Source organism: Eubacterium ventriosum (assembly GCF_025150745.1).
Classification (GTDB): domain Bacteria; phylum Bacillota; class Clostridia; order Lachnospirales; family Lachnospiraceae; genus Eubacterium_G; species Eubacterium_G ventriosum.
Genome location: NZ_CP102282.1, coordinates 911,359 through 932,167 on the forward strand (window position 1 = coordinate 911,359; position 20,809 = coordinate 932,167).

Sequence of the window (20,809 nt, forward strand, 5' to 3'; positions counted from 1 at the left end):
AGAGAAATTAAAAAAATCTTGACAAAAATATTTATATAGTGTAACATAACAGAGCGATAAGTCATAACGCAAATCGCCCAGTTAGCTCAGTTGGTAGAGCAGAGGACTGAAAATCCTCGTGTCTCTGGTTCGATTCCGGAACTGGGCACTATATAAATATGCGGGTGTAGTTCAGTGGTAGAACACCAGCCTTCCAAGCTGGATATGTGGGTTCGATTCCCATCACCCGCTCTATTTTTTTGCCCGAAAGGCTGCCGTGCTAAAGAAAGCACGGTGGCTTTTCTTTTTATATTCCCCTTGTTGTATCTTTGTTCTTTTGTGGTAAAATTAAAAAAGAGTGTTGCGATTTTACGCAATGAAGAACGGAGGAATTAGATATGGCAGAAAAAGTTCAATTTACAAATTCACAGATGCTTAAATGGATGGAATATGTAGCAGATATGCAGGGAGTAAGTGCGGAGAAGATTAAGATGCTTAACACTTGCAGCAAGAGAAGAAATGTGTTGGCAACTATTGCAACACATAAGAGAGTTTTGATTTTTGCAGATTCTACATATCCTAACATGTTATATAAATGCTGGGAAGCAGGATATGGTGATTATGAAATGTACTTTGGTGAAGGGTACGAACCTTCTGAAATGAAGCATTGCAAAGTAAGCGATATGATGGACGGCAATTTAGAAGGACCAACGGTTATTTATATTGTTAATGAAAACACAAGAGAATCAATGATTTTCGGAATGAAGAATGATAATTTTTCATCAGGTATGGTTAAATATGTAGGTCATGAAATCCGTGCAGTTATTATGAATAAGCTTGAAATGGATGTAAGAGACACTGTTTTACTTGCAAATGCTGAGAGTATTGCAGTTGAAGCATCAATGGTAGCTTATGAAGGGGTTGTTATTGCAGCGGAAAGAGATGCAGGTTCACTTAGGACAATGGAAGAGAATGCTTCTAAGTTTGGTACCCATAATATTGAAATTATTCCTGAAATTACTGTTGAAGCATTGGAAAAACTTCCAACGCCAAGACTTGCTTTTATCGTGGCACAAAAAAGTACCATCGAAAATGATATAGTAACTTTATTAAAAGTAAATCCGAAGATTAAATTTATTATTTATACATTAGAATTAGATATTTTAGCAGATATTAAATACCTAATGAAGAAACATGGTGTAGATGTAACAGAAGTAATGCAGATAGCTGTGTCTAAGGTAGACAAGAATGGAGTATTTGTCGCACAGCCGGCACCATGGATGATTACATGTGAGGTAAAAGAGAAATAATATGAAGTTTTTGCTAGTTGCAATTAATGCAAAATACATACATTCAAATCTTGCAGTTTACAGCCTTAAGGCTTTTGCTGAAAAATATGGAAATAATAATAATGAAATAGAGATTGCAGAATATACTATTAACCAGTACAGTGATGATATTTTAAGAGATATTTATAAAAGAAAACCGGATGCAGTTGGTTTTTCATGCTATATCTGGAACATTGGAATGGTTAAGGAGATTGTTAGGGATTATAAGAAGATTTGCCCAAATGTGGATGTTTGGGTGGGTGGCCCTGAAGTTTCCTACAATGTGGAGCAGGTTCTTAGGGAGAATGAAGCCATTGATTATGTTATGTATGGGGAGGGCGAGCTTACTTTCAAAGAAGTAATGGACAAGTATACTTTTAATGGAATTGGTATTGATGAACTTAATGATATACTTGGTATAGGATATAGAAAGTCTAAAAGTTTAGAACATCAGATATTCGAATCAGAAACAGGAATACTAGATTGTTCAAAAAAACAGAGAATCCAGATTATAATCAACAAACCTCAACAGCCTGTTGATATGTCGGACATTCCTTTTGTTTATAAGGAGATGAAGGACTTTGAAAACAAGATTATTTACTATGAAACAAGCAGAGGCTGCCCTTTTTCATGCAGTTATTGTCTTTCATCCATTGACAAAAGATTAAGGTTTAGAAGTCTTGATTTGGTTAAGAAGGAACTTCAGTTTTTCATAGACAATAATACTAATCAGGTTAAGTTTGTGGACAGAACTTTTAATTGCAACAAGAAGCATGCAATGGAAATTTGGTCATATATTAAGAAACACGATAATGGTGTAACTAATTTTCATTTTGAAATTGCAGCAGATCTTATGACGGATGAGGAGATTGCCTTAATAAGTGATATGCGACCGGGGTTGATTCAGTTAGAAATTGGCGTGCAGTCAACTAACGAGAAGACTTTGGAGGCAATTAATCGTAAAACGGACATTGAAAAAATAGCAGAGATTACGGAAAAGATACATCATGGTGGTAATATTCATCAGCATCTTGACCTTATAGCAGGGCTTCCATATGAGAATTATGAAAGCTTTAAGAGAAGTTTTGATCAGGTGTATGCAATGAAGCCTGACCAGTTTCAGTTGGGATTTTTGAAAGTTCTTTATGGCTCAATGATGAAGGAAAATAGTGAAAAATATGGTATGTCTTATAGTGGCAGGGCACCTTACGAAGTGCTTAAAACCAACTGGGTTAGTTTTGATGACATATTGAAACTAAAAGAAGTGGAGGCTGTTGTTGAGATATATTACAATAGTTTTCAGTTTGAAAATACAATAAGAAAGCTTAGTGAACTTTACGAATCACCATTTGAACTGTATGAACAACTGGGTAGTTTTTACCAGAGACACAGTGAAAACGGGGAGAAACATTCAAGAGTAAAGCGTTATGAATTACTTTTGAATTTTATTAAGAAGAGGAACTTTGAAGAGAATATTCAATGGGAGGAGCTTTTGACAAAAGATTTTTATTTGCGTGAAAATGCCAAAAGCCGTCCTGGATTTTCTAAAAACATTGAAAAATACAAGCATCAGATTAGAGAGTTTTTTAAAGGAGAAGAGGTTAGAACAATCCTTATGGATTATGAAGATTACGATTCCAAGCAGTTAGAAAAAATGACTCACGTTGAAGTGTTTGGAATAAATGAGGACAATCTTACATATATATTATTTGATTACAAACACAGAAATCCTTTGAATAAACAGGCTAAGCTGATTAACATAACAAAGCAGATAAAGAGATAGGAATTATGGTTAAAGATTATGTGTGTGTGGATATCGAAACATCCGGCATAAGAGTAAAGTGGGACAAAATAATAGAGATTGGAGCAGTTAAGGTAAGGGACGGTAAGGCAGTTGATACTTTTTCGGAGCTGATTAATCCGGGACTGAAACTTAGTCCCTATATTACGGAACTTACGGGAATAACTGACGAAATGTTAAAGGATAAACCTTTTATAGAGGAAGTTCTGCCAAGATTTATTGAGTTTGCCGGGGACGATGTGATTATGGGACACAATATTATGTTTGACTATAGCTTTTTGAAACAGAATGCAATTAACCAGAAACTTAAGTTTGACAAAATGGGAATTGATACATTAAAGATTGCAAGAAAGACTTTGAAGGGACTTGAAAGCAGAGGCTTGGAATATTTGTGCAATTATTATGGAATAGCAGATGAAAACCATCACAGGGCATTTAATGATGCAGAGGTTACATCTAAGTTATACAACGTGCTAATGGAAAAGTTTGGAACAGAGAGTCCGGGACTTTTTGAACCTTATCAGTTAGTATTTAAAGCGAAAAAAATGCAGCCTATTACTGACAGACAAAAGAAATATTTAAAAGATTTGATGGTATATCATAAGATTGAAATGAATTTTAATATAGATGAGCTTTCAAAGAATGAGGCGTCTAAAAAAATAGACAAAATTCTTTCAGAAAAAGGCAGAATTTTTGACTAGGACATTTTTGACAGTTATGGTATACTTTGTTAAAGAAAAAGTGGGTTATTAGACCACAGTTCACAATATTAACGTTTTTTATTAATATAATAAATGTTAAAATACCTAAAATTTGATTACACTGTAATCATTAGTTTATTGGGAAAAGGAGAATGGTATGAACTTTTTTTACAACAAGAAGAATCAGAGAATTATCGCAGGAGTAATAGCAGGTTTATTAATACTTGCAATGGTTGTTACAACAGTATTTAGTGTATAGAGAAGGACTTGAGGAGGCTAATTGTGAAGGGGATTAAGAAAGTAGTTTTATTAATCGCATGTGTTATTCTTACAATGGGAACAGTGTGTGTATGGGCTGCTTCTGAGGATGCAGAAGAAAAGATTAAAAAAGGCGTGTCAATTGACAGCGTTGATGTAAGTGGAATGACAGCAAGCGAAGCTACAAAAGCGTTGAAGACAGTTGTGTCAGACAAGACAGCTACAACGGTAACATTTGATGTTAATGGTAAGTCAGTTCAGACTACGTTAGGGAATTTAGGATACAAGTGGAGCAATAAGACAGTAGTTGATGAAGCTGTGAATACAGGAAAGACAGGTAACATTATAAAGAGATATAAGGATGGTCTTGATTTACAGCATAATGGCATGAAGTTTAATGTTGAAATGTCATTTAATAAAGATACCTTAAAAAAGAAGTTGCAAACTATTTGTGCTGAGTATGAAATAAAGGCGCAGAATGCATCTTTGGAGGCTACAGGTCATGGATTTAAGATTATAAAAGAGAAAGAAGGCGTGACTGTAGACTATGATAAGACTGTAGAACAGTTATATACATATGTAACAGAGAAGTGGAATAAGAAAGCTAACATAAAGTTAACTGCCACAACTACAGTTTCAAAACCTAAGTATACAACAGAGGATTGTGAAAAGGTTTCTAACGAACCAATGGGCAGTTATACAACAGAGTTTAGTGTAGGAAGTTCTTATGCTAATAGAAACTTAAACATACAGAATGGTGCTAAGTTAATTAACGGAGCAGTTGTTTATCCGGGAGAACAGTATTCATGTAATGAAAACTTATATCCGTGGACAGAGGATAACGGATGGCATCCTGCAGGTACATATGTTGATGGTGGCGTTCAGGACAGCTTAGGTGGTGGTATTTGTCAGGTTTCAAGTACACTTTACAATGCTTTGCTTAGAGCAGAGATTAAGGTTGTTAAGAGATTCCCGCATTCAATGGCAGTAGGATATGTTCCTTTGTCAGCAGATGCAGCTTTGGCAGGAGATTACAAGGATTTAGTATTTGAAAATGATACTGATGCGCCTATTTATGTTCAAGGTATTTATAATTCAGGCGGTTCAATTACTTTCAATATTTATGGACATGACACAAGAAAAGCAGGTCATTCAGTAAAATATGAAAGCAAGACTGTAAAGACTACACCTGTTAAAACACAGACTAAGAAGGATTCAAGTAAGCCTGTAGGCTATTCAGAAGTTGAATCTTCAGGTCATGTAGGGTATGTGGCTGAATTATGGAAGATTACATATGAAAACGGCAAGCAGGTTAGTAAGGAATTAATACATACAAGTACTTATGCAATGTCACCAACAATTGTTGTAAAGGGAACTAAGAAGGCTTCCACAACAACTAAGAAAGATGATAGTGATAAGGACGACAAGAAGAGTAGTGAAAAGACAACAAAAAAGTCGACTTCAAGTAAGAAATCAAAAAAATCAGAATAGTTAAATAAGGCGGTGAATTATGAATCCGGGAAAAGTTTCAGAAGTAACTTATAAAAGAGCTATTTTAAAGAATTTAAATTCCAAAAACGAAGGAGTTAAACCGGGAGTAAATGCTGCAAACATACAATTAGAAGACATTACGGCTGTAGTGTCTTCTAATTGTATATTAAAGACTTTTGACGGATGTGAAGAGTTTTATGTTCAGCGAAGTATTAACAGTATTTGCGAAAAGGGTGGCGTTCCAAAAAGTTTACAATTAAGCATTACAATGCCATTGGAATTTGAAGAAAAAGAAGTAAACAGAATGATTAAAAATTTTAGAAAGTCAGCAGACAGTCATAATGTGGAAATTAACCAGTGTAATGTTTATAGAGGAACCACTGAAGGTCCAATTATTAACATTTTTATGATTGGAACAACAGGCAATTTACTAAAAAGTGATAGCATAAAACCGGGAATGGATGTTATAATGGCAGGAACACTTGCTATTGGTGGAACATCTGTTATAGCAGAAAGATATAAAGATAAGTTAGAAGGCAAGTTTTCCGGAAGATTTATTTCAGAATGCTTGGAATTGAAAGATTACACTAGTACCGAGAAAGCTTCTGCAATAGCAATAGATGCAGGAGCTGTGTATATGCACGCTGTTTCTGAAGGAGGATTGTTTAGCGGATTATGGGAAGTGGCTTCATGTGTGGATAAAGGCATTCAGGTAGATATTAACAAGATTCCTATTTGGCAGCAGGTTATTGAAATAGCAGAATTTATGGATATTAACCCTTATTTGTTGGAAGGTTCAGGTTCGCTATTGATTGTAAGCCCTGATGGTTATAAAATAGAAGAGTCACTAAACGCTAACGGAATCTATGGAGAAGTAATCGGAAAGATAACTGACAATAAGAACAGAGTAGTTATAAATGGCGATGAAACAAGGTATTTGGAACCTCCAAGAGGTGATGAAATATACAAATTTATTTAAAAAAGGAGATTGGCAATGAGAGAAGAGATTTTACGTTTAATTGAAAAAAATAGCAGAATTGACATTCATGAAATGGCGATTCTTTTAGGAGCGAAGGAGGCGGAAGTTGCCAGCGCCATAGCGGATATGGAAAATGAAGGTGTAATATGTGGATATTACACACTTATTGATTGGGATAAAACTAACGATGAAAAAGTAACAGCATTAATCGAAGTTCGTGTTACACCACAGCGTGGAAGCGGATTTGATGAAATTGCAGAGAGAATATATAAATTTGAAGAAGTTAAGGCAGTTTATCTTATGTCAGGTGGTTTTGACTTTACAGTTATACTTGAAGAAAAAACAATGAAAGAGATAGCCCAGTTTGTATCAAGTAAGCTTTCTACTTTAGATTCAATTTTGAATACAGCAACACATTTTGTATTGAAGAAGTATAAAGACTACGGAATGATTTTAGATGAAAAAGAAAAAGATGAAAGGATGTTAGTGACACCATAATGAGAGATCCATTATCAAAAGTAACAAAGGAAATTAAACCATCAGGTATTAGAAAGTTTTTTGACATTGTAAGCGAGATGAAAGATGCTATTTCACTTGGCGTAGGTGAGCCTGATTTCGATACCCCTTGGCATATTAGAGAAGAGGGGATATATAGTCTTGAGAAAGGACGTACTTTTTATACATCTAACTCAGGTCTTAAAGAGTTAAAGATGGAGGTATGCAATTACCTTAAAAGAAAATTAGATGTAGATTATGATTATAACGGCGAAGTAATGATTACTGTAGGTGGTAGTGAGGCCATTGATATTGCGATGAGAGCAATGCTTGATCCGGGTGATGAAGTTTTGATTCCACAGCCAAGCTACGTTTCATATGTTCCATGTGTTGAATTAACACATGCTGTTCCTGTCATTATTGAATTAAAGGAAGAGAACGAATTTCGTTTAACTAAGGAAGAAGTTTTAGAAAAGATAACTGACAAAACTAAGATTTTGGTTTTACCTTTCCCTAATAATCCAACAGGTTCTATTATGGAAAGAAAGGATTTGGAAGATATTGCTCAGGTTTGTATAGAAAAAGATATTTTTGTATTATCTGATGAAATTTATTCTGAATTATCTTACAAGGAAGACCATGTTTCAATAGCATGTATTCCGGGAATGAAGGAAAGAACAGTTTTGATTAACGGTTTTTCAAAGGCTTATGCAATGACAGGTTGGAGACTTGGTTATGCGTGTGCGCCAAAGGTTATTATGGATCAGATGGTTAAAATCCATCAGTTTGCAATTATGTGTGCACCTACAACAAGCCAGTATGCTGCAGTTGAAGCATTAAGAAACGGTGATGATGATGTGGCAAGAATGAAGGAGTCATACAATCAGAGAAGAAATTATCTTGTTCACGAATTAAGAGATATGGGACTTGATTGTTTTGAACCATATGGAGCATTCTATGTATTCCCAAGCATTAAGAAGTTTGGACTCACATCAGAAGAGTTTGCTACAAGATTGCTAGAGGAAGAAAAGGTTGCCGTAGTTCCGGGAACAGCTTTCGGTGATTGCGGAGAAGGTTTTCTTAGAATATCATATGCATATTCACTTGATGATCTTAAGCTTGCCCTTGGCAGAGTTAGAAAGTTTGTTGAAAGACTGGAGCAGAAGTAGACTATAAGCTTACATGATTAGCAGATGTACATTAGTGTACAGTTTTGTAAGACAGAATGGAGATAGGTTATGAATGTTATATTATTAGAGCCTGAGATCCCACAGAACACAGGTAACATAGGACGAACATGTTGTGCAACAGGTACAAAGCTTCATCTTATTGAACCTATGGGATTTAGAATAAATGAGAAGAATCTTAAGCGTGCAGGAATGGACTATTGGGATGATTTGGACGTGACTATTTATGATAGTTTCAAAGATTTTATGGATCAGCATCCGGGAATAAAGATTTGGATGGCTACAACTAAGGCTCCACACAGATATACAGATGTAGAGTTTGGACCGGATGATTATATAATGTTTGGAAAAGAAAGCGCAGGAATACCGGAGGAGATTTTGGTAGATAATGAAGATACATGTATTAGAATCCCAATGAATCCGGAGATTAGATCATTAAATCTTGCCAATTCAGTTGCAATTGTACTTTATGAGGCATTAAGACAGAATGATTTCCATGGAATGCAGATGGAAGGTCACCTTCACAGACTGCAGTGGAAGGAATAATATAATCAGAAACAAATTGATTATAGAAATAAAAAATAAATTATAAAGCATTTAGACTATTAAATAACAATGTAAAAAATAGCCTAAATGCTTTTAATTTTTTGTGCATTATAACGTTTTTAGAGATTGTGGTCGAAAAATCTTTAAACTTCTGCTAAAATGTTTTATCGAAAGTAAAAAAAGGAGGATTTGACAATGTCAAACAACGAAATTGGTAACTCAGCAGTATATGATGCCAGAGAGTTGGGAAAAGGAAAGATGTTTCTTTTAGGTTTCCAGCATATGTTCGCCATGTTTGGTGCAACAGTTTTGGTACCACTTTTAACAGGTCTTGATGTTCAGACAACATTACTTATGGCAGGTCTTGGAACTATTCTTTTCCATATTTTTACAAAATTACAGGTTCCGGCATTTCTTGGTTCATCTTTTGCATTCCTTGGTGGATATACAACAGTATCAGGAGCTTTTGGTGACTTTGGAGTAAAAGATTCAGCTCATATGCTTCCATATGCATGTTTAGGTGTAGCTTGCGCAGGACTATTATATTTAGTTTTAGCGTTGCTAATAAAGTTAGTAGGTGTTAAGAAGGTTATGAAGTTCTTCCCACCTGTTGTAACAGGTCCTATTATTATTGCTATTGGTCTTTGCCTTGCACCATCAGCACTTAATAACTGTGCAACATGTTGGCCACTTGCCGTCGTAGCGCTTGTTATCGTAATATTCTTTAATATCTGGGGAAGAGGAATGGCAAAGATTATTCCTATTCTTTTAGGTGTAGTTGGAGCATATTTATTCGCCCTTATTTTTGGAAACGGATTAGGTTTATTAGGCGAAACAGGTCAGGTTGATGTAAAAGCTATTGCTGATGCAGCATGGATTGGTCTTCCTGTTCATATGGACGAAACAATTTTTTCAATTGACTGGAACAACAGCTCAGCAATTATTTTTGCTATTACAACAATGGTTCCAATTGCCATTGCAACAATGATGGAACATATCGGTGACATTTGTGCCATCAGTGCTACAGTAGGAAAAGACTTTATTAACCGCCCAGGTCTTCACAGAACACTTTTAGGTGACGGACTTGCTACAACATTATCATCAATTTTTGGTGGCCCTGCTAACACAACATATGGTGAAAACACAGGTGTACTCGCTCTTTCAAGAGTATATGATCCAAGAGTAGTAAGAATTGCAGCTTATCTTGCAATGTTATTCTCATTCTCCCCTAAGTTTGCCATGATTATTCAGGCTATGCCATCAGGTATCGTTGGTGGTATTTCATTTATGCTTTATGGAATGATTGCAGCAATCGGTGTTCGTAATGTAGTAGAAGCACAGGTTGACTTTAAGAAGAGCAGAAACGTTATCGTTGCAGCTATTATCGTTGTATGTGCTTTAGGTATCAAGTTTAGTTCAGGAATGGGCGCAGATGTATTAAGCGGAGTTGACGGAGCAGTTTCATTCTCAATCGGAGGAGTAGTAATCAGCCTTTCAGGACTTGCAGTTGCATCAATTGCAGGAATTATCCTTAATGCAGTATTCCCAGACAAAGATGAAGTGAACGACGTAACAGAATCCAAATAATAAATTAATGTAATTACAGTGTCAAAAGGTCCTATCCCAATTATTCCAGTACAAAAAGGGAAAGGTGAATTGGAATTTTGATATTTTAATTAAGTATCACAAAAAAATGGATGCCAGCAAACAATAGGCAGATTTTCGAAATTTTGCGAGTATAGTGTACAGCGATAAAACTACTGTCCGAGCGAAGCGAGTTTAGTTTTTCGCTGTACGATAGACGACGGAGCAAAATAAGAAAATCAACGTGTTTGAGGGCATCCATTTTTTTGTGATACGACAAGTGGCAAATTACCTGTTAATGGTAACAATTCCTTTGTTAGTCTGTATCAATCCTTCATCTTTCATTTTCTTTAATTCTCTACTCATGGCACTTCTGTCAACTGAAAGATAGTCCGCAAGGGCAGTCATTGTGAAGGGAAGCTTGAAAGTATTGCTTCCGGATTTCGAAGACAAAATTTCAAAATAATTATTTAAACGGTCACGTATGGTTCGACCGCTTAAAACTTCAAGATGTTCACAGATAGATCTTGTCTTATCTGAAATTATAACAAGAATATTATTAACTAACTGGCTGTGATGTGGACAAGCTTTCGAGCATCTTTTTATAATGTGTTCATAATCAATAAAACGAACAACGCAGTCACATGTAGCTTCAAGAGAAATGCTTTCAGGACAGGCATAGTGATAAAAAAGCTGACCGAAAAGATCACCACGACATAATTGCTCAAGAATAGTCTGGGTCCCGTTAGGAAGAAAATGTATAACCCTTGCGCTACCTGACTCGATTATACCTACCCCTATATTGTTGTCGTCATAGAAGCAGATAACTTCTCCGGATTTATAAGTTCTGGTATACGTTTTAAAACAGTGCATCATTTCAGCCTGTTGCTGTTCTGAAATATTGTAAAACAAATCTGTTTTTGTTATTTCCATAAATAAACTCCAATCTATATTGATATAACTATTGTATAAAAATTTTTATCATGAATATGTTGCAAATGCAACAGAAAAATAAAAACAATCATCATATAATAAGAATGTAAAGAAAATATAGACCAGGATTGCACTTTATAAAGTGAAAAACGTTAAATTTTAAAAACGAAAATAATTCCTTCTTAACGTTGCAAAAAAAAAGATAAAGTGTTATATTAATCACAGTTAGTGAAAATTACTTTTATTGTGTCTAGTTGCGTCTTCTTGACAATTAAACACGGCACTGGCTAATATTTTTGAGAGGTGTATGATATGGATACAATAACATGCATTAAAACAAGAAGAAGTGTTAGAAAGTTTAAACAGGAACCAATATCTAAGGATATTATTGAAGATTTGGTTTTGGATGCTTCGTATGCGCCTTCTTGGAAGAATACTCAGACAACACGATATATTGCAATAACAGATGCTGAGATTAAAGCTAAGCTTGCAGAGGAATGTTGTGCAGAGCATAACAGAGGAATTATTAATGGAGCACCACTTCTTATTGCTACATTAATAGTGGACAAGCGTTCAGGTTTTGAGAGAGATGGCAGTTATTCCACATCTCGAAAAGATTGTTGGCAGGCATTTGACAATGGCATTGCTACACAGACATTGTGTTTGGCAGCTAATGACAAAGGCTTGGGAACAGTAATAATGGGATTGTATGACATCGATAAAGCAGAAGAGATTATCGGGGTTCCCGAGGGACAGTTACTTATGGCACTTGTTGCTGTAGGTTATCCTGATGAAGAACCTGGTGTTCCAAAGAAGAAGACAGTAGATGATTTATTAAGCTATCGTTAGTCATTCACTATATTTTATGCTTTACATTTATTTTTAGGAGGAAAAACAAGATGAGAGAAGAATGGAAAGGATTTACTACAGGCGAATGGGCAAAAGAAGTCAACGTCAGAGATTTTATCCAGAAGAACTACACACCATATGATGGTGATGCAAGTTTCTTAGCAGGTCCTACACAGGCAACAACAGATTTATGGAATCAGGTACTTGATCTTCAGAAACAGGAAAGAGCAGCAGGCGGCGTACTTGATATGGATACAAAGGTTGTACAGACAATCACATCACACGGCGCAGGTTACTTAGATAAAGATAAAGAAACTATTGTTGGTTTCCAGACAGATAAGCCTTTCAAGAGAGGTCTTCAGGTTAACGGTGGTATCCGTATGGCAATGAAGGCTTGTAGTGACAATGGATACGAAGTAGATCCAGAAGTTGTAGATTTCTACACAAACTACAGAAAGACTCATAACGCTGGTGTATTTGATGCTTACACACCAGAAATCAGAACATGTAGAACAAACCACATCGTAACAGGTCTTCCAGATGCTTACGGACGTGGACGTATCATCGGCGACTACAGAAGAGTTGCATTATACGGTGTTGATACACTTATCACAGATAAGGAAGCTCAGAAAGCAGCTACACCTACAGAAATGAGACCAGAAGTTGTCCGTGATAGAGAAGAATACTCAGAACAGATTAGAGCTCTTAAAGAATTAAAAGAATTAGGTAAGATTTACGGATTTGATATTAGCAGACCAGCTCAGAACGTACAGGAAGCTATTCAGTGGATGTACTTCGGATACCTTGCAGCAGTTAAGGAACAGAACGGTGCAGCTATGTCATTAGGACGTACTTCAACATTCATCGATATCTATGCTGAAAGAGATTTAGCTAACGGAACATTTACAGAAGAACAGATTCAGGAATTCGTTGACCACTTCATTATGAAGTTAAGATGTGTTAAGTTCGCAAGAACACCTGAATACAACCAGATTTTCGCTGGTGATCCAGTTTGGGTTACAGAAGCAATCGGTGGTGTTGGTATTGACGGACGTCACATGGTTACAAAGATGTCATTCAGATATCTTCATACATTAGAAAACTTAGGTGCAGCTCCAGAACCAAACCTTACAGTTCTTTGGTCAACAAGACTTCCACAGGACTTCAAGAAATACTGTGCTAAGCTTTCAATTGAATACTCATCAATGCAGTACGAAAGTGATGACTTAATGAGACCAATCAATGGTGATGACTATGGTATCGCTTGTTGTGTATCTTCAATGAGAATCGGTAAGGAAATGCAGTTCTTCGGAGCTAGAGCAAACCTTGCTAAATGTTTACTTTACGCTATTAACGGTGGTGTTGATGAAAAGACTAAGGTTCAGGTAGGACCTAAGTACAGACCAATTACATCAGAATATCTTGATTATGATGAAGTAATGGAAAGATATGAAGACATGATGAAATGGTTAGCAGACGTTTATGTTAACGCTCTTAACATCATTCACTACATGCATGATAAATATTCATATGAAAGAATCCAGATGGCTTTACATGATGCTCATGTAACAAGATGGTTCGCAACAGGTGTTGCAGGACTTTCAGTAGTAGCTGACTCACTTTCAGCTATTAAGTATGCTAAGGTTAAAGCTATCAGAGATGAAGATGGAATCGTAGTTGACTATGAAACAGAAGGTGACTTCCCTAAATATGGTAACGATGATGACAGAGTTGACCAGCTCGCAGTTATGATCGTTAACAAGTTCATGGGTTACTTAAGACAGCACTTCACATACAGAGATAGTATTCCAACACAGTCAATCCTTACAATTACATCAAACGTAACATACGGAAAGAACACAGGTAACACACCTGACGGTAGAAAGATGGGACAGCCATTCGCACCAGGTGCTAACCCACTTCATGGTAGAGATACACATGGTGCTGTAGCATCACTTGCATCTGTAGCTAAGATTCCTTTCGAAAACGCTAGAGATGGTATCTCAGATACATTTACAGTAGTTCCAGATGCACTTGGAAAAGACTGTGACGTATTTACAGGTGACCTTGACGCTGATGCACTTGGTCTTGATATTGATGAAATCATCAAGCAGCAGCAGTTATAATAAATACAAATAAAAAGGAAAATCAGAATGTCAACAGGAATAATTCATTCAACAGAAAGTTGCGGAACAGTAGACGGACCGGGTGTAAGATTTGTAGTGTTCTTTAAAGGGTGTCCAATGAGATGTGCATATTGTCACAATCCGGACACGTGGTCAATGGAAGGCGGTACAGAAATGACCGTTGATGAATTGCTTAAGGAATATGAAACAAAGAAATTTTTCTACCAGAGCGGCGGTATTACTGCTACAGGTGGTGAGCCTATGGTTCAGATTGATTTCCTTACTGAACTGTTTACTGAAGCACATAAGCGAGGAATTCATACCTGTCTGGATACATCAGGTGTAACATTTAGACCTGATGATCCGGAAAACCTGATGAAAGTAGATAAATTACTTGAAGTAACCGATTTGGTTATGCTGGATATTAAACATATTAATCCGCAAGAACATTTAAAACTTTGCAAACAGCCTAATGACAATATTTTGGCTTTTGCAAAATATCTTGATAAGAAAGGTATTCAGATGTGGATAAGACATGTTGTTGTACCACATATAACTTTAAATAAAGAGTACTTATATGAATTAGGACTTTTCATTGGAAAGTTAAAGATGGTTAAGGCTTTGGATATATTGCCATATCATGATATGGCTAAGCCAAAGTACGAGAAACTTGGCATGGATTACCCATTGAAGGATATAGAGCCTGCTACCAAAGAAATGGCAGTAGCTGCTCGAAAAATAGTGTTGCAGGGATTTAAAGAATCCAGAATTAAGTTATTACAAGAGAATAAATAGGAGGTAATAAAAATGGCAGCAAGCGAAAAACAGATTGATAATTTAGTTTCTTTAATAGATGGATATGCACAGGAAGGTGGTTACCATCTTAATGTTAACGTATTAAACAGAGATACATTACTTGATGCTCAGAAGCATCCAGAAAAATATCCACAGCTTACAATCCGTGTATCAGGATACGCTGTAAACTTTATTAAGTTAACAAAAGAACAGCAGGATGACGTTATTCACAGAACATTCCACGGAAGTTTATAAGATAACGAAAAGAAATGATTCTTTATCGCCATATCGGGGTTACCCGGTATGGCGATTTTTTCTTGCTAATTAATGAAAAGAGTTTATAATTATAAAAAGAGTGTCTTACTCAAATATATAGTAAAAGAGGCGAGAATTATGCATAATATAGTTTCAAAATTACTTATTTACGGAGATATGCCTAAAGATTCCATTCTTATGGAACTTAGTGACATTATTAGAGAATATAAAAGTGGTGACTATAAGAAAGATGAAATAATCACTAGGATATATAATCAGATTAAGAGAATTCTGGAAGTATCAACAGATTATGCTTTCGATAAGAATTTGTGGCACAACTATCTTACATATTTATTAATAACAAATGAGAACCCATTTAGCTTAACATGTGAAAAGGTTGGAGCAAGTGTGGGAACAGTAAACAGTTTTGCAAAGAATGACTTTAAGCAGTTCAAAGCCTTATTTGATTATGACTTTAAGCCAATGGAAGAAGAGCTTGGTATTGACTGTTTTACAAAGATTGAAAATTATCAGGCAATTGGGAAACCTGAACTTATGTACAACAAGAATGTTAGTGAAAAGGTTAGAGATTTAAGCGAAAAGCTTGAAAGCGCTAAGGATGAAGAAGAATTTTTTGATCACGTAACACAGTTTTATAAAGATTATGGTGTTGGAATGTTTGGTCTTAATAAGGCGTTCAGAATTTCAGACAACAATGGCAAGGTTGAATTCCAGGCTATTAACAATATGGAAAAAGTTATGCTTGATGACCTGGTTGGATACGAAATTCAGAAAAAGAAACTTGTTGATAATACAGAAGCTTTCGTACAGGGAAGAAAGAGCAACAACTGCTTATTATTTGGTGACAGCGGTACAGGTAAATCTACAAGTATTAAGGCTATTGTTAACGAATACTATGATCAGGGACTTAGAATGATTGAAATATACAAGCATCAGTTTAAAGACCTTTCTAACGTTATAGCTATGATAAAGAATAGAAACTACAAGTTCATTATTTATATGGATGACCTTTCATTTGAAGAATTTGAAATTGAGTACAAGTTCTTAAAGGCAGTAATTGAGGGGGGCGTTGAAACAAAACCTGAGAATATTTTGATTTATGCAACATCTAACAGAAGGCATCTTATTAAAGAAACATGGAATGACAGAAGTGATGTTCAGGTTGATAATGGAATGCATAAGTCAGATACTATGGAAGAAAAATTATCACTTGTACATAGATTTGGTGTTACAATTAACTACTCAAAACCTACACAGAAGGAATACTTTGATATTGCAATTGAATTGTGTAGAAGATTAGGTGTTGAACTTAGTGATGATGAAATCAAGGCTGAAGCAAATAAATGGGAATTAAGCCATGGTGGAATTTCAGGTAGAACAGCACAGCAGTTTGCTAACTATCTGGCAGGTCAGCAGAAATAAAACATAGGACAGTATTGATGATAACTACACAATAATAGTTAATTCATGTGGATAATTGTTCAATAATAATCAACATATGTAGATAAATCTTGCAAGGTTGTTAAAAAAATTAACCTTGCAAGATAAAAGAAAAATAAAAAAATAAAATTTTTTTGAAAAAAATTAAAAAAGTACTTGCATTGTTATAGTGACTGTGCTAGAATATTTTTTGTCGCGAGACATTGGCCCATCGCCAAATGGTAAGGCACTGGACTCTGACTCCAGCATTTTCAAGGTTCGAATCCTTGTGGGCCAGCTTTAAACCACTTCATTATGAAGTGGTTTTTTTCTTTCTAAGATTATCAAAATTCATTTGTAAAGCTAAGAATATATTTATAGTCTGTAATCCTGTATCCTATTTTATACAACTGCTTGGATTGAAAGCATAGAAGTTCTTTTTGTCCATGTCTTCAGTTACCATTCGTAGAGCTTCGCCAAAACGTTGAAAATGAACAATTTCTCTTGCTCTTAAGAATTTAATAGGTTCTCGAACATCACTTTCTTTTACAAGAGTTAGGATATTATCGTATGTTTTTCTGGCTTTTTGTTCTGGTGCGACCTCGTAAGAACAACATAGCTGGAAAACCTTGAAAATACGCTATTTTGCGTAGGACAAGCACTTTCTTGCTACGATTGCATAAGAACAAATATATAGAAAAATGAAGATGAAACAAGCTATCCTACATAGTTCCAATGTTTTCAGCAACTAAGACGTTCAGAAATGAGCGTCTATTTTTTTACCCTAAAATCGAAAGGAGAATTAAATATTATGAAAAAGATTATAAGACGATTGCTTACAGGTGTACTCACCCTTGCAACCGTATTTACCGCCTTTCCAGTCACACAAATTCATGCTGCGGATTCTGTCTATACTCATTCAGATGGAAAAACAGGCACGGTTTTAAAAGTGACAGATGGTGGCGAAGTTGAATCCACATTTCAAGAGGGGTGGATGAAAGCAGATGGTGAAACTGCCTACTGTATTCAGCTAGGTGTTGCGTTCCAATCTGGATATAAAACTCGCAAGGACGCAACCGAACGTCTGAACCAGTCACAGATTACAGATGTAGCATTGAATCTGGAATACATCAAGGAACATACCAAAAAAGGTTTTACAGATGAACAGTCTTACCTATTACAACAGTGTACGGTGTGGCGTAGATTAAGCGTTCATTTAGGATGGGGATTTGGAAAGACCCATGTTGACTATGACGAAATCTCAAAAAGCATACAAGATAAGCTTTATGCAGACGCACAGGCTTTTGCTAAAGCAAATAAAGACCGTTACGATTGTGGCGGTTATATTTACGTCGGTGAGGGTCAGGACTTAGGACAGTTCTGGGCGAAATTGGCTGTCGGAAATGGCAAGATTCAGAAATCTTCCAGTAATACAACGATTACAAAATCTAATGACTGCTATTCAATCGCTGGTGCGACTTATGGTGTCTATTCTGATAAAGGCTGCACGAAGTCTGTTGCCACACTTACGACAGATAGTAATGGAAACACTGATACAGTGGAATTAAGGGCAGCGACATACTTTGTAAAAGAAACGAAAGCTCCAAAGGGATTCCAGTTAGATAAGAACGTCTACACCCTTACGGTAAAGGCTGGTGAAACTGCTACCTTAAAAGTAAGCGATACACCAAAAGTCACAGACACATTGGTTGAGCTTTTCAAGATTGATATGGAAACTTCCAAATCAACCGCACAGGGTAACGCTTCTTTGGAGGGTGCGGAGTTTGTCTGGAAATATTATGACGGATATTACACAAAAGAAAATCTACCATCAGAACCGACACGCACATGGACGACAAAAACAATCGCTGAAAAAGACAGCAAGAATGAAGTCCATTACATCACACATTTAGCTGACGTTTACAAAGTATCTGGTGACAGCTTCTATACACAGAATGGTACTATCTGTTTGCCACTTGGTACTATCACTGTGGAAGAAAAGACAGCTCCAAAGGGTTACTTGTTAGAGGGTGCTTATATGCAAGCCGCTGGAAGTTCTGAACAGATAAAAGGCGTGTATGTGGCACAGATTACAGAGAATGGTGAGCTTGCAGCGTTAAGCGGCAGCAACCAGTATTCCGTATCAGACAAGGTTATCCGTGGCGGTGTAAAAATCCAGAAGCGTGACCTTGAAACAAAAGATACAAAAGCACAAGGCGGTGCGACTTTGAAAGATACTGCCTTTGAAATCATCTCCTTAAATGATAAGGCTGTCTTGGTAGATGGCAAGTTATACAGCAAGAATGAAGTTGTCAAAACAATCCATACAGGCATAGACGGTATCGCTACGACTGACGCAGATACGTTACCATACGGAAAATACCGTATCGAAGAAAGCAAAGCTCCAGAGGGATATTTAACTGACGGTGCAAAACCGATTGAGTTTGCAATCACAGAGAATGGAAAAATCGTTGATTTAACTGACGAAGTACACTCTGTTTACAATCAGATTAAGCGTGGTGATATTGAGGGTGTTAAAATCGGTGACGGTACTCACAAGCGACTTGCGAATGTTCCGTTTAGGATCACAAGCAAGACGACTGGTGAAAGCCACATCATTGTGACTGATAAAAACGGTCAGTTCTCTACTGCTGCTGACTGGGTATCCCATAAACAGAATACAAACGCTGGCAAATCTAGTGAGGACGGTATCTGGTTTGGAATATCTGAACCAGACGACAGCAAAGGTGCTTTACTCTATGATACTTACGAGATTGAAGAATTACGCTGTGATTCCAACAAAGGAATGACCTTGATTCCTGCCTTTGATGTTGTGGTATCACGCAATAAGACTGTCGTTGACTTGGGAACATTGACAGATGATTACGAACCAGAAATCTCTATCCATACCACAGCTACCGACAAGGTAACAGGCGAAAAGTCAATCATTTCTGGTAAGAGCGTGACTATCGTTGATACAGTCACTTTAGATGGCTTGAAAAAAGGAACAAAGTATCAGCTCAAAGGCTGGCAGATGGTAAAAGCTGAAAATGCAGAACTTATTGTTAATGGTGAGCGTGTGGAAAGTGATTATTCCTTTACCGCTAAAGATTCCAAAATGGAAGTTGAAGTTTCGTATACATTCAATGCCAGTGCTTTAGGTGGCAAAGACCTTGTGACGTTTGAAGAATTGTACGACCTTTTCAATCCAGACGAGCCTATCAAGGTGGCTGAACACAAGGACATTGAGGACGACGGGCAGACGGTGACAATCACAGAGCGTATCATCACTATGCACACGACCGCTGCCGACAAGGTAACAGGTAAAAAGACAATCGAAGCTGGTAAGGACGTAACTATCGTTGATACTGTTACCTTAGATGGTCTTGAAAAAGGCACAAAATACCAGCTAAAAGGTTGGGAAATGGTGAAATCGGAAAATGCAGAACTTATCGTCAATGGTAAGTGTGTGGAAAATGACCTTACATTCACCGCTACAGATACGAAGATGGAGGTTCAGATTGCCTTTACATTCAATGCCAGTGAGCTTGCTGGTAAAGAGCTTGTCACTTTTGAAGAATTGTACGACGTGACAAATCCAGACAAGCCTATCAAGGTAGCGGAACATAAGGACATCAAGGACGAGGGGCAGACGGTGACAATCAAGGAAAAATCAGAATCCCCTACTACACCAGAAGAATCCAGCACACCAACGAAACCGAGCGATTCACCAAAAACTGGTGACAATACGCCATTTGCCGCATTACTCGCTATGATGGGAATTTCTGCTGCTGGTCTTATCTTTGCAGGTTATAAAAGATTCCGCAGAGTAAAGAAATCTAACTAATGCAGGAGGTAGCAGCTTATGAAAGCACTCCCCCGACCACCGCCCATCATAGAAACGTCAGCCTTTGGCTGACAGTTTAACTAAATTCTGCTTGACTGTCATTTATCTTTCTGAATGGGGATTGTCAAGGGTGTAAAGCACAACGCTTGCCCTTGATGATTCACAGGCAGACAGATACAATCTATACAGCAGAATGACACTATCAATCATTAAAA

General features: G+C 36.6%; 17 protein-coding genes and 3 tRNA genes. 18 read left to right on the top strand and 2 right to left on the bottom strand.

The features are described from left to right. Nucleotides 1–75: 75 nt before the first annotated feature. The 11 genes from NQ558_RS04140 (at nt 76) to NQ558_RS04190 (ending at nt 10,352) form a co-directional block, all read left to right on the top strand. Nucleotides 76–148: transfer RNA gene (locus NQ558_RS04140), tRNA-Phe, on the top strand. A 12-nt stretch (nt 149–160) separates the two neighbouring features. Next, nucleotides 161–231, top strand: a tRNA-Gly gene (locus tag NQ558_RS04145). 146 nt (nt 232–377) lie between these two features. Beyond that, the gene (locus tag NQ558_RS04150) at nt 378–1,289 is read left to right on the top strand and encodes a hypothetical protein (protein WP_005363272.1); all 912 of its coding nucleotides are present in this window, start codon (nt 378–380) and stop codon (nt 1,287–1,289) included. Between the two features lies 1 nt (nt 1,290). Continuing rightward, nucleotides 1,291–3,090 carry a B12-binding domain-containing radical SAM protein gene (locus tag NQ558_RS04155; protein WP_005363271.1) on the top strand — a complete coding sequence of 600 codons (1,800 nt, stop codon included), beginning with the start codon at nt 1,291–1,293 and terminating at the stop codon, nt 3,088–3,090. Nucleotides 3,091–3,095: 5 nt separating this feature from the next. After that, a complete protein-coding gene (locus NQ558_RS04160; RefSeq protein ID WP_005363270.1) occupies nt 3,096–3,809 on the top strand; it encodes a 3'-5' exonuclease in 714 nt (237 codons plus the stop codon). Between the two features lie 282 nt (nt 3,810–4,091). Next, nucleotides 4,092–5,558 (top strand): VanW family protein, encoded by a 1,467-nt coding sequence (locus NQ558_RS04165; protein WP_050750986.1) that lies wholly within the window; start codon nt 4,092–4,094, stop codon nt 5,556–5,558. Nucleotides 5,559–5,577: 19 nt separating this feature from the next. Then, the gene (locus tag NQ558_RS04170; RefSeq protein WP_005363268.1) at nt 5,578–6,537 is read left to right on the top strand and encodes an AIR synthase family protein; all 960 of its coding nucleotides are present in this window, start codon (nt 5,578–5,580) and stop codon (nt 6,535–6,537) included. Between the two features lie 15 nt (nt 6,538–6,552). Beyond that, the gene (locus NQ558_RS04175) at nt 6,553–7,035 is read left to right on the top strand and encodes an Lrp/AsnC family transcriptional regulator (RefSeq protein ID WP_005363267.1); all 483 of its coding nucleotides are present in this window, start codon (nt 6,553–6,555) and stop codon (nt 7,033–7,035) included. After that, nucleotides 7,035–8,201 carry an aminotransferase class I/II-fold pyridoxal phosphate-dependent enzyme gene (locus tag NQ558_RS04180; protein ID WP_005363266.1) on the top strand — a complete coding sequence of 389 codons (1,167 nt, stop codon included), beginning with the start codon at nt 7,035–7,037 and terminating at the stop codon, nt 8,199–8,201. The genes NQ558_RS04175 and NQ558_RS04180 overlap by 1 nt, the downstream gene beginning before the upstream one ends. A 69-nt stretch (nt 8,202–8,270) precedes the next feature. Then, nucleotides 8,271–8,765, top strand: a complete 495-nt coding sequence (locus NQ558_RS04185; RefSeq protein WP_005363265.1) for a tRNA (cytidine(34)-2'-O)-methyltransferase — start codon at nt 8,271–8,273, stop codon at nt 8,763–8,765. Nucleotides 8,766–8,960: 195 nt separating this feature from the next. Next, entirely contained in the window at nt 8,961–10,352 is a 1,392-nt protein-coding gene (locus tag NQ558_RS04190) for a uracil-xanthine permease family protein (protein WP_005363264.1), read from the top strand. Nucleotides 10,353–10,637: 285 nt separating this feature from the next. On the opposite strand, the gene NQ558_RS04195 is transcribed toward NQ558_RS04190, so the two are convergent. After that, nucleotides 10,638–11,282: a Crp/Fnr family transcriptional regulator gene (locus NQ558_RS04195; protein ID WP_005363261.1), complete on the bottom strand. Its 645-nt coding sequence runs from the start codon at nt 11,280–11,282 to the stop codon at nt 10,638–10,640. Nucleotides 11,283–11,594: 312 nt separating this feature from the next. Between NQ558_RS04195 and NQ558_RS04200 the strand changes: the two genes are divergently transcribed. The 6 genes from NQ558_RS04200 to NQ558_RS04225 all read left to right on the top strand — a co-directional run bounded on the left by NQ558_RS04200 (nt 11,595) and on the right by NQ558_RS04225 (nt 17,045). Continuing rightward, on the top strand, nt 11,595–12,131 hold the full coding sequence (locus NQ558_RS04200) for a nitroreductase family protein (protein WP_005363256.1): 537 nt from the start codon (nt 11,595–11,597) through the stop codon (nt 12,129–12,131). A 50-nt stretch (nt 12,132–12,181) separates the two neighbouring features. Further along, nucleotides 12,182–14,257, top strand: a complete 2,076-nt coding sequence (pflB, locus tag NQ558_RS04205) for a formate C-acetyltransferase (protein ID WP_005363255.1) — start codon at nt 12,182–12,184, stop codon at nt 14,255–14,257. Between the two features lie 27 nt (nt 14,258–14,284). Next, complete coding sequence (pflA, locus tag NQ558_RS04210) at nt 14,285–15,052, top strand: pyruvate formate-lyase-activating protein (protein ID WP_005363254.1); 768 nt, start codon at nt 14,285–14,287, stop codon at nt 15,050–15,052. A 12-nt stretch (nt 15,053–15,064) separates the two neighbouring features. Next, nucleotides 15,065–15,307, top strand: a complete 243-nt coding sequence (grcA3, locus tag NQ558_RS04215) for an autonomous glycyl radical cofactor GrcA3 (protein ID WP_005363253.1) — start codon at nt 15,065–15,067, stop codon at nt 15,305–15,307. A gap of 138 nt (nt 15,308–15,445) precedes the next feature. Beyond that, on the top strand, nt 15,446–16,750 hold the full coding sequence (locus tag NQ558_RS04220) for an ATP-binding protein (protein WP_040447188.1): 1,305 nt from the start codon (nt 15,446–15,448) through the stop codon (nt 16,748–16,750). A gap of 222 nt (nt 16,751–16,972) precedes the next feature. Further along, nucleotides 16,973–17,045, top strand: a tRNA-Gln gene (locus NQ558_RS04225). A 99-nt stretch (nt 17,046–17,144) separates the two neighbouring features. Here the strand turns inward: NQ558_RS04225 and NQ558_RS04230 are convergent. Continuing rightward, entirely contained in the window at nt 17,145–17,384 is a 240-nt protein-coding gene (locus NQ558_RS04230; protein WP_084812574.1) for a manganese catalase family protein, read from the bottom strand. A 174-nt stretch (nt 17,385–17,558) separates the two neighbouring features. Here NQ558_RS04230 and NQ558_RS04235 point away from each other — a divergent pair, with 174 nt between their 5' ends. Further along, nucleotides 17,559–20,594 (top strand): VaFE repeat-containing surface-anchored protein, encoded by a 3,036-nt coding sequence (locus tag NQ558_RS04235; RefSeq protein WP_040447186.1) that lies wholly within the window; start codon nt 17,559–17,561, stop codon nt 20,592–20,594. Nucleotides 20,595–20,809: the final 215 nt, after the last annotated feature.

What these genes read in the sequence shown, in the direction of transcription:
- NQ558_RS04235 (WP_040447186.1), top strand. Translation starts at nt 17,559, where the DNA reads ATGAAAAAGATTATAAGACGATTGCTTACAGGTGTACTCACCCTTGCA.
- NQ558_RS04175 (WP_005363267.1), top strand. Translation starts at nt 6,553, where the DNA reads ATGAGAGAAGAGATTTTACGTTTAATTGAAAAAAATAGCAGAATTGAC.
- NQ558_RS04190 (WP_005363264.1), top strand. Translation starts at nt 8,961, where the DNA reads ATGTCAAACAACGAAATTGGTAACTCAGCAGTATATGATGCCAGAGAG.
- NQ558_RS04185 (WP_005363265.1), top strand. Translation starts at nt 8,271, where the DNA reads ATGAATGTTATATTATTAGAGCCTGAGATCCCACAGAACACAGGTAAC.
- NQ558_RS04195 (WP_005363261.1), bottom strand. Translation starts at nt 11,282, where the DNA reads ATGGAAATAACAAAAACAGATTTGTTTTACAATATTTCAGAACAGCAA.
- NQ558_RS04160 (WP_005363270.1), top strand. Translation starts at nt 3,096, where the DNA reads ATGGTTAAAGATTATGTGTGTGTGGATATCGAAACATCCGGCATAAGA.
- NQ558_RS04170 (WP_005363268.1), top strand. Translation starts at nt 5,578, where the DNA reads ATGAATCCGGGAAAAGTTTCAGAAGTAACTTATAAAAGAGCTATTTTA.
- NQ558_RS04220 (WP_040447188.1), top strand. Translation starts at nt 15,446, where the DNA reads ATGCATAATATAGTTTCAAAATTACTTATTTACGGAGATATGCCTAAA.
- grcA3 (WP_005363253.1), top strand. Translation starts at nt 15,065, where the DNA reads ATGGCAGCAAGCGAAAAACAGATTGATAATTTAGTTTCTTTAATAGAT.
- pflB (WP_005363255.1), top strand. Translation starts at nt 12,182, where the DNA reads ATGAGAGAAGAATGGAAAGGATTTACTACAGGCGAATGGGCAAAAGAA.
- pflA (WP_005363254.1), top strand. Translation starts at nt 14,285, where the DNA reads ATGTCAACAGGAATAATTCATTCAACAGAAAGTTGCGGAACAGTAGAC.
- NQ558_RS04150 (WP_005363272.1), top strand. Translation starts at nt 378, where the DNA reads ATGGCAGAAAAAGTTCAATTTACAAATTCACAGATGCTTAAATGGATG.
- NQ558_RS04200 (WP_005363256.1), top strand. Translation starts at nt 11,595, where the DNA reads ATGGATACAATAACATGCATTAAAACAAGAAGAAGTGTTAGAAAGTTT.
- NQ558_RS04180 (WP_005363266.1), top strand. Translation starts at nt 7,035, where the DNA reads ATGAGAGATCCATTATCAAAAGTAACAAAGGAAATTAAACCATCAGGT.
- NQ558_RS04155 (WP_005363271.1), top strand. Translation starts at nt 1,291, where the DNA reads ATGAAGTTTTTGCTAGTTGCAATTAATGCAAAATACATACATTCAAAT.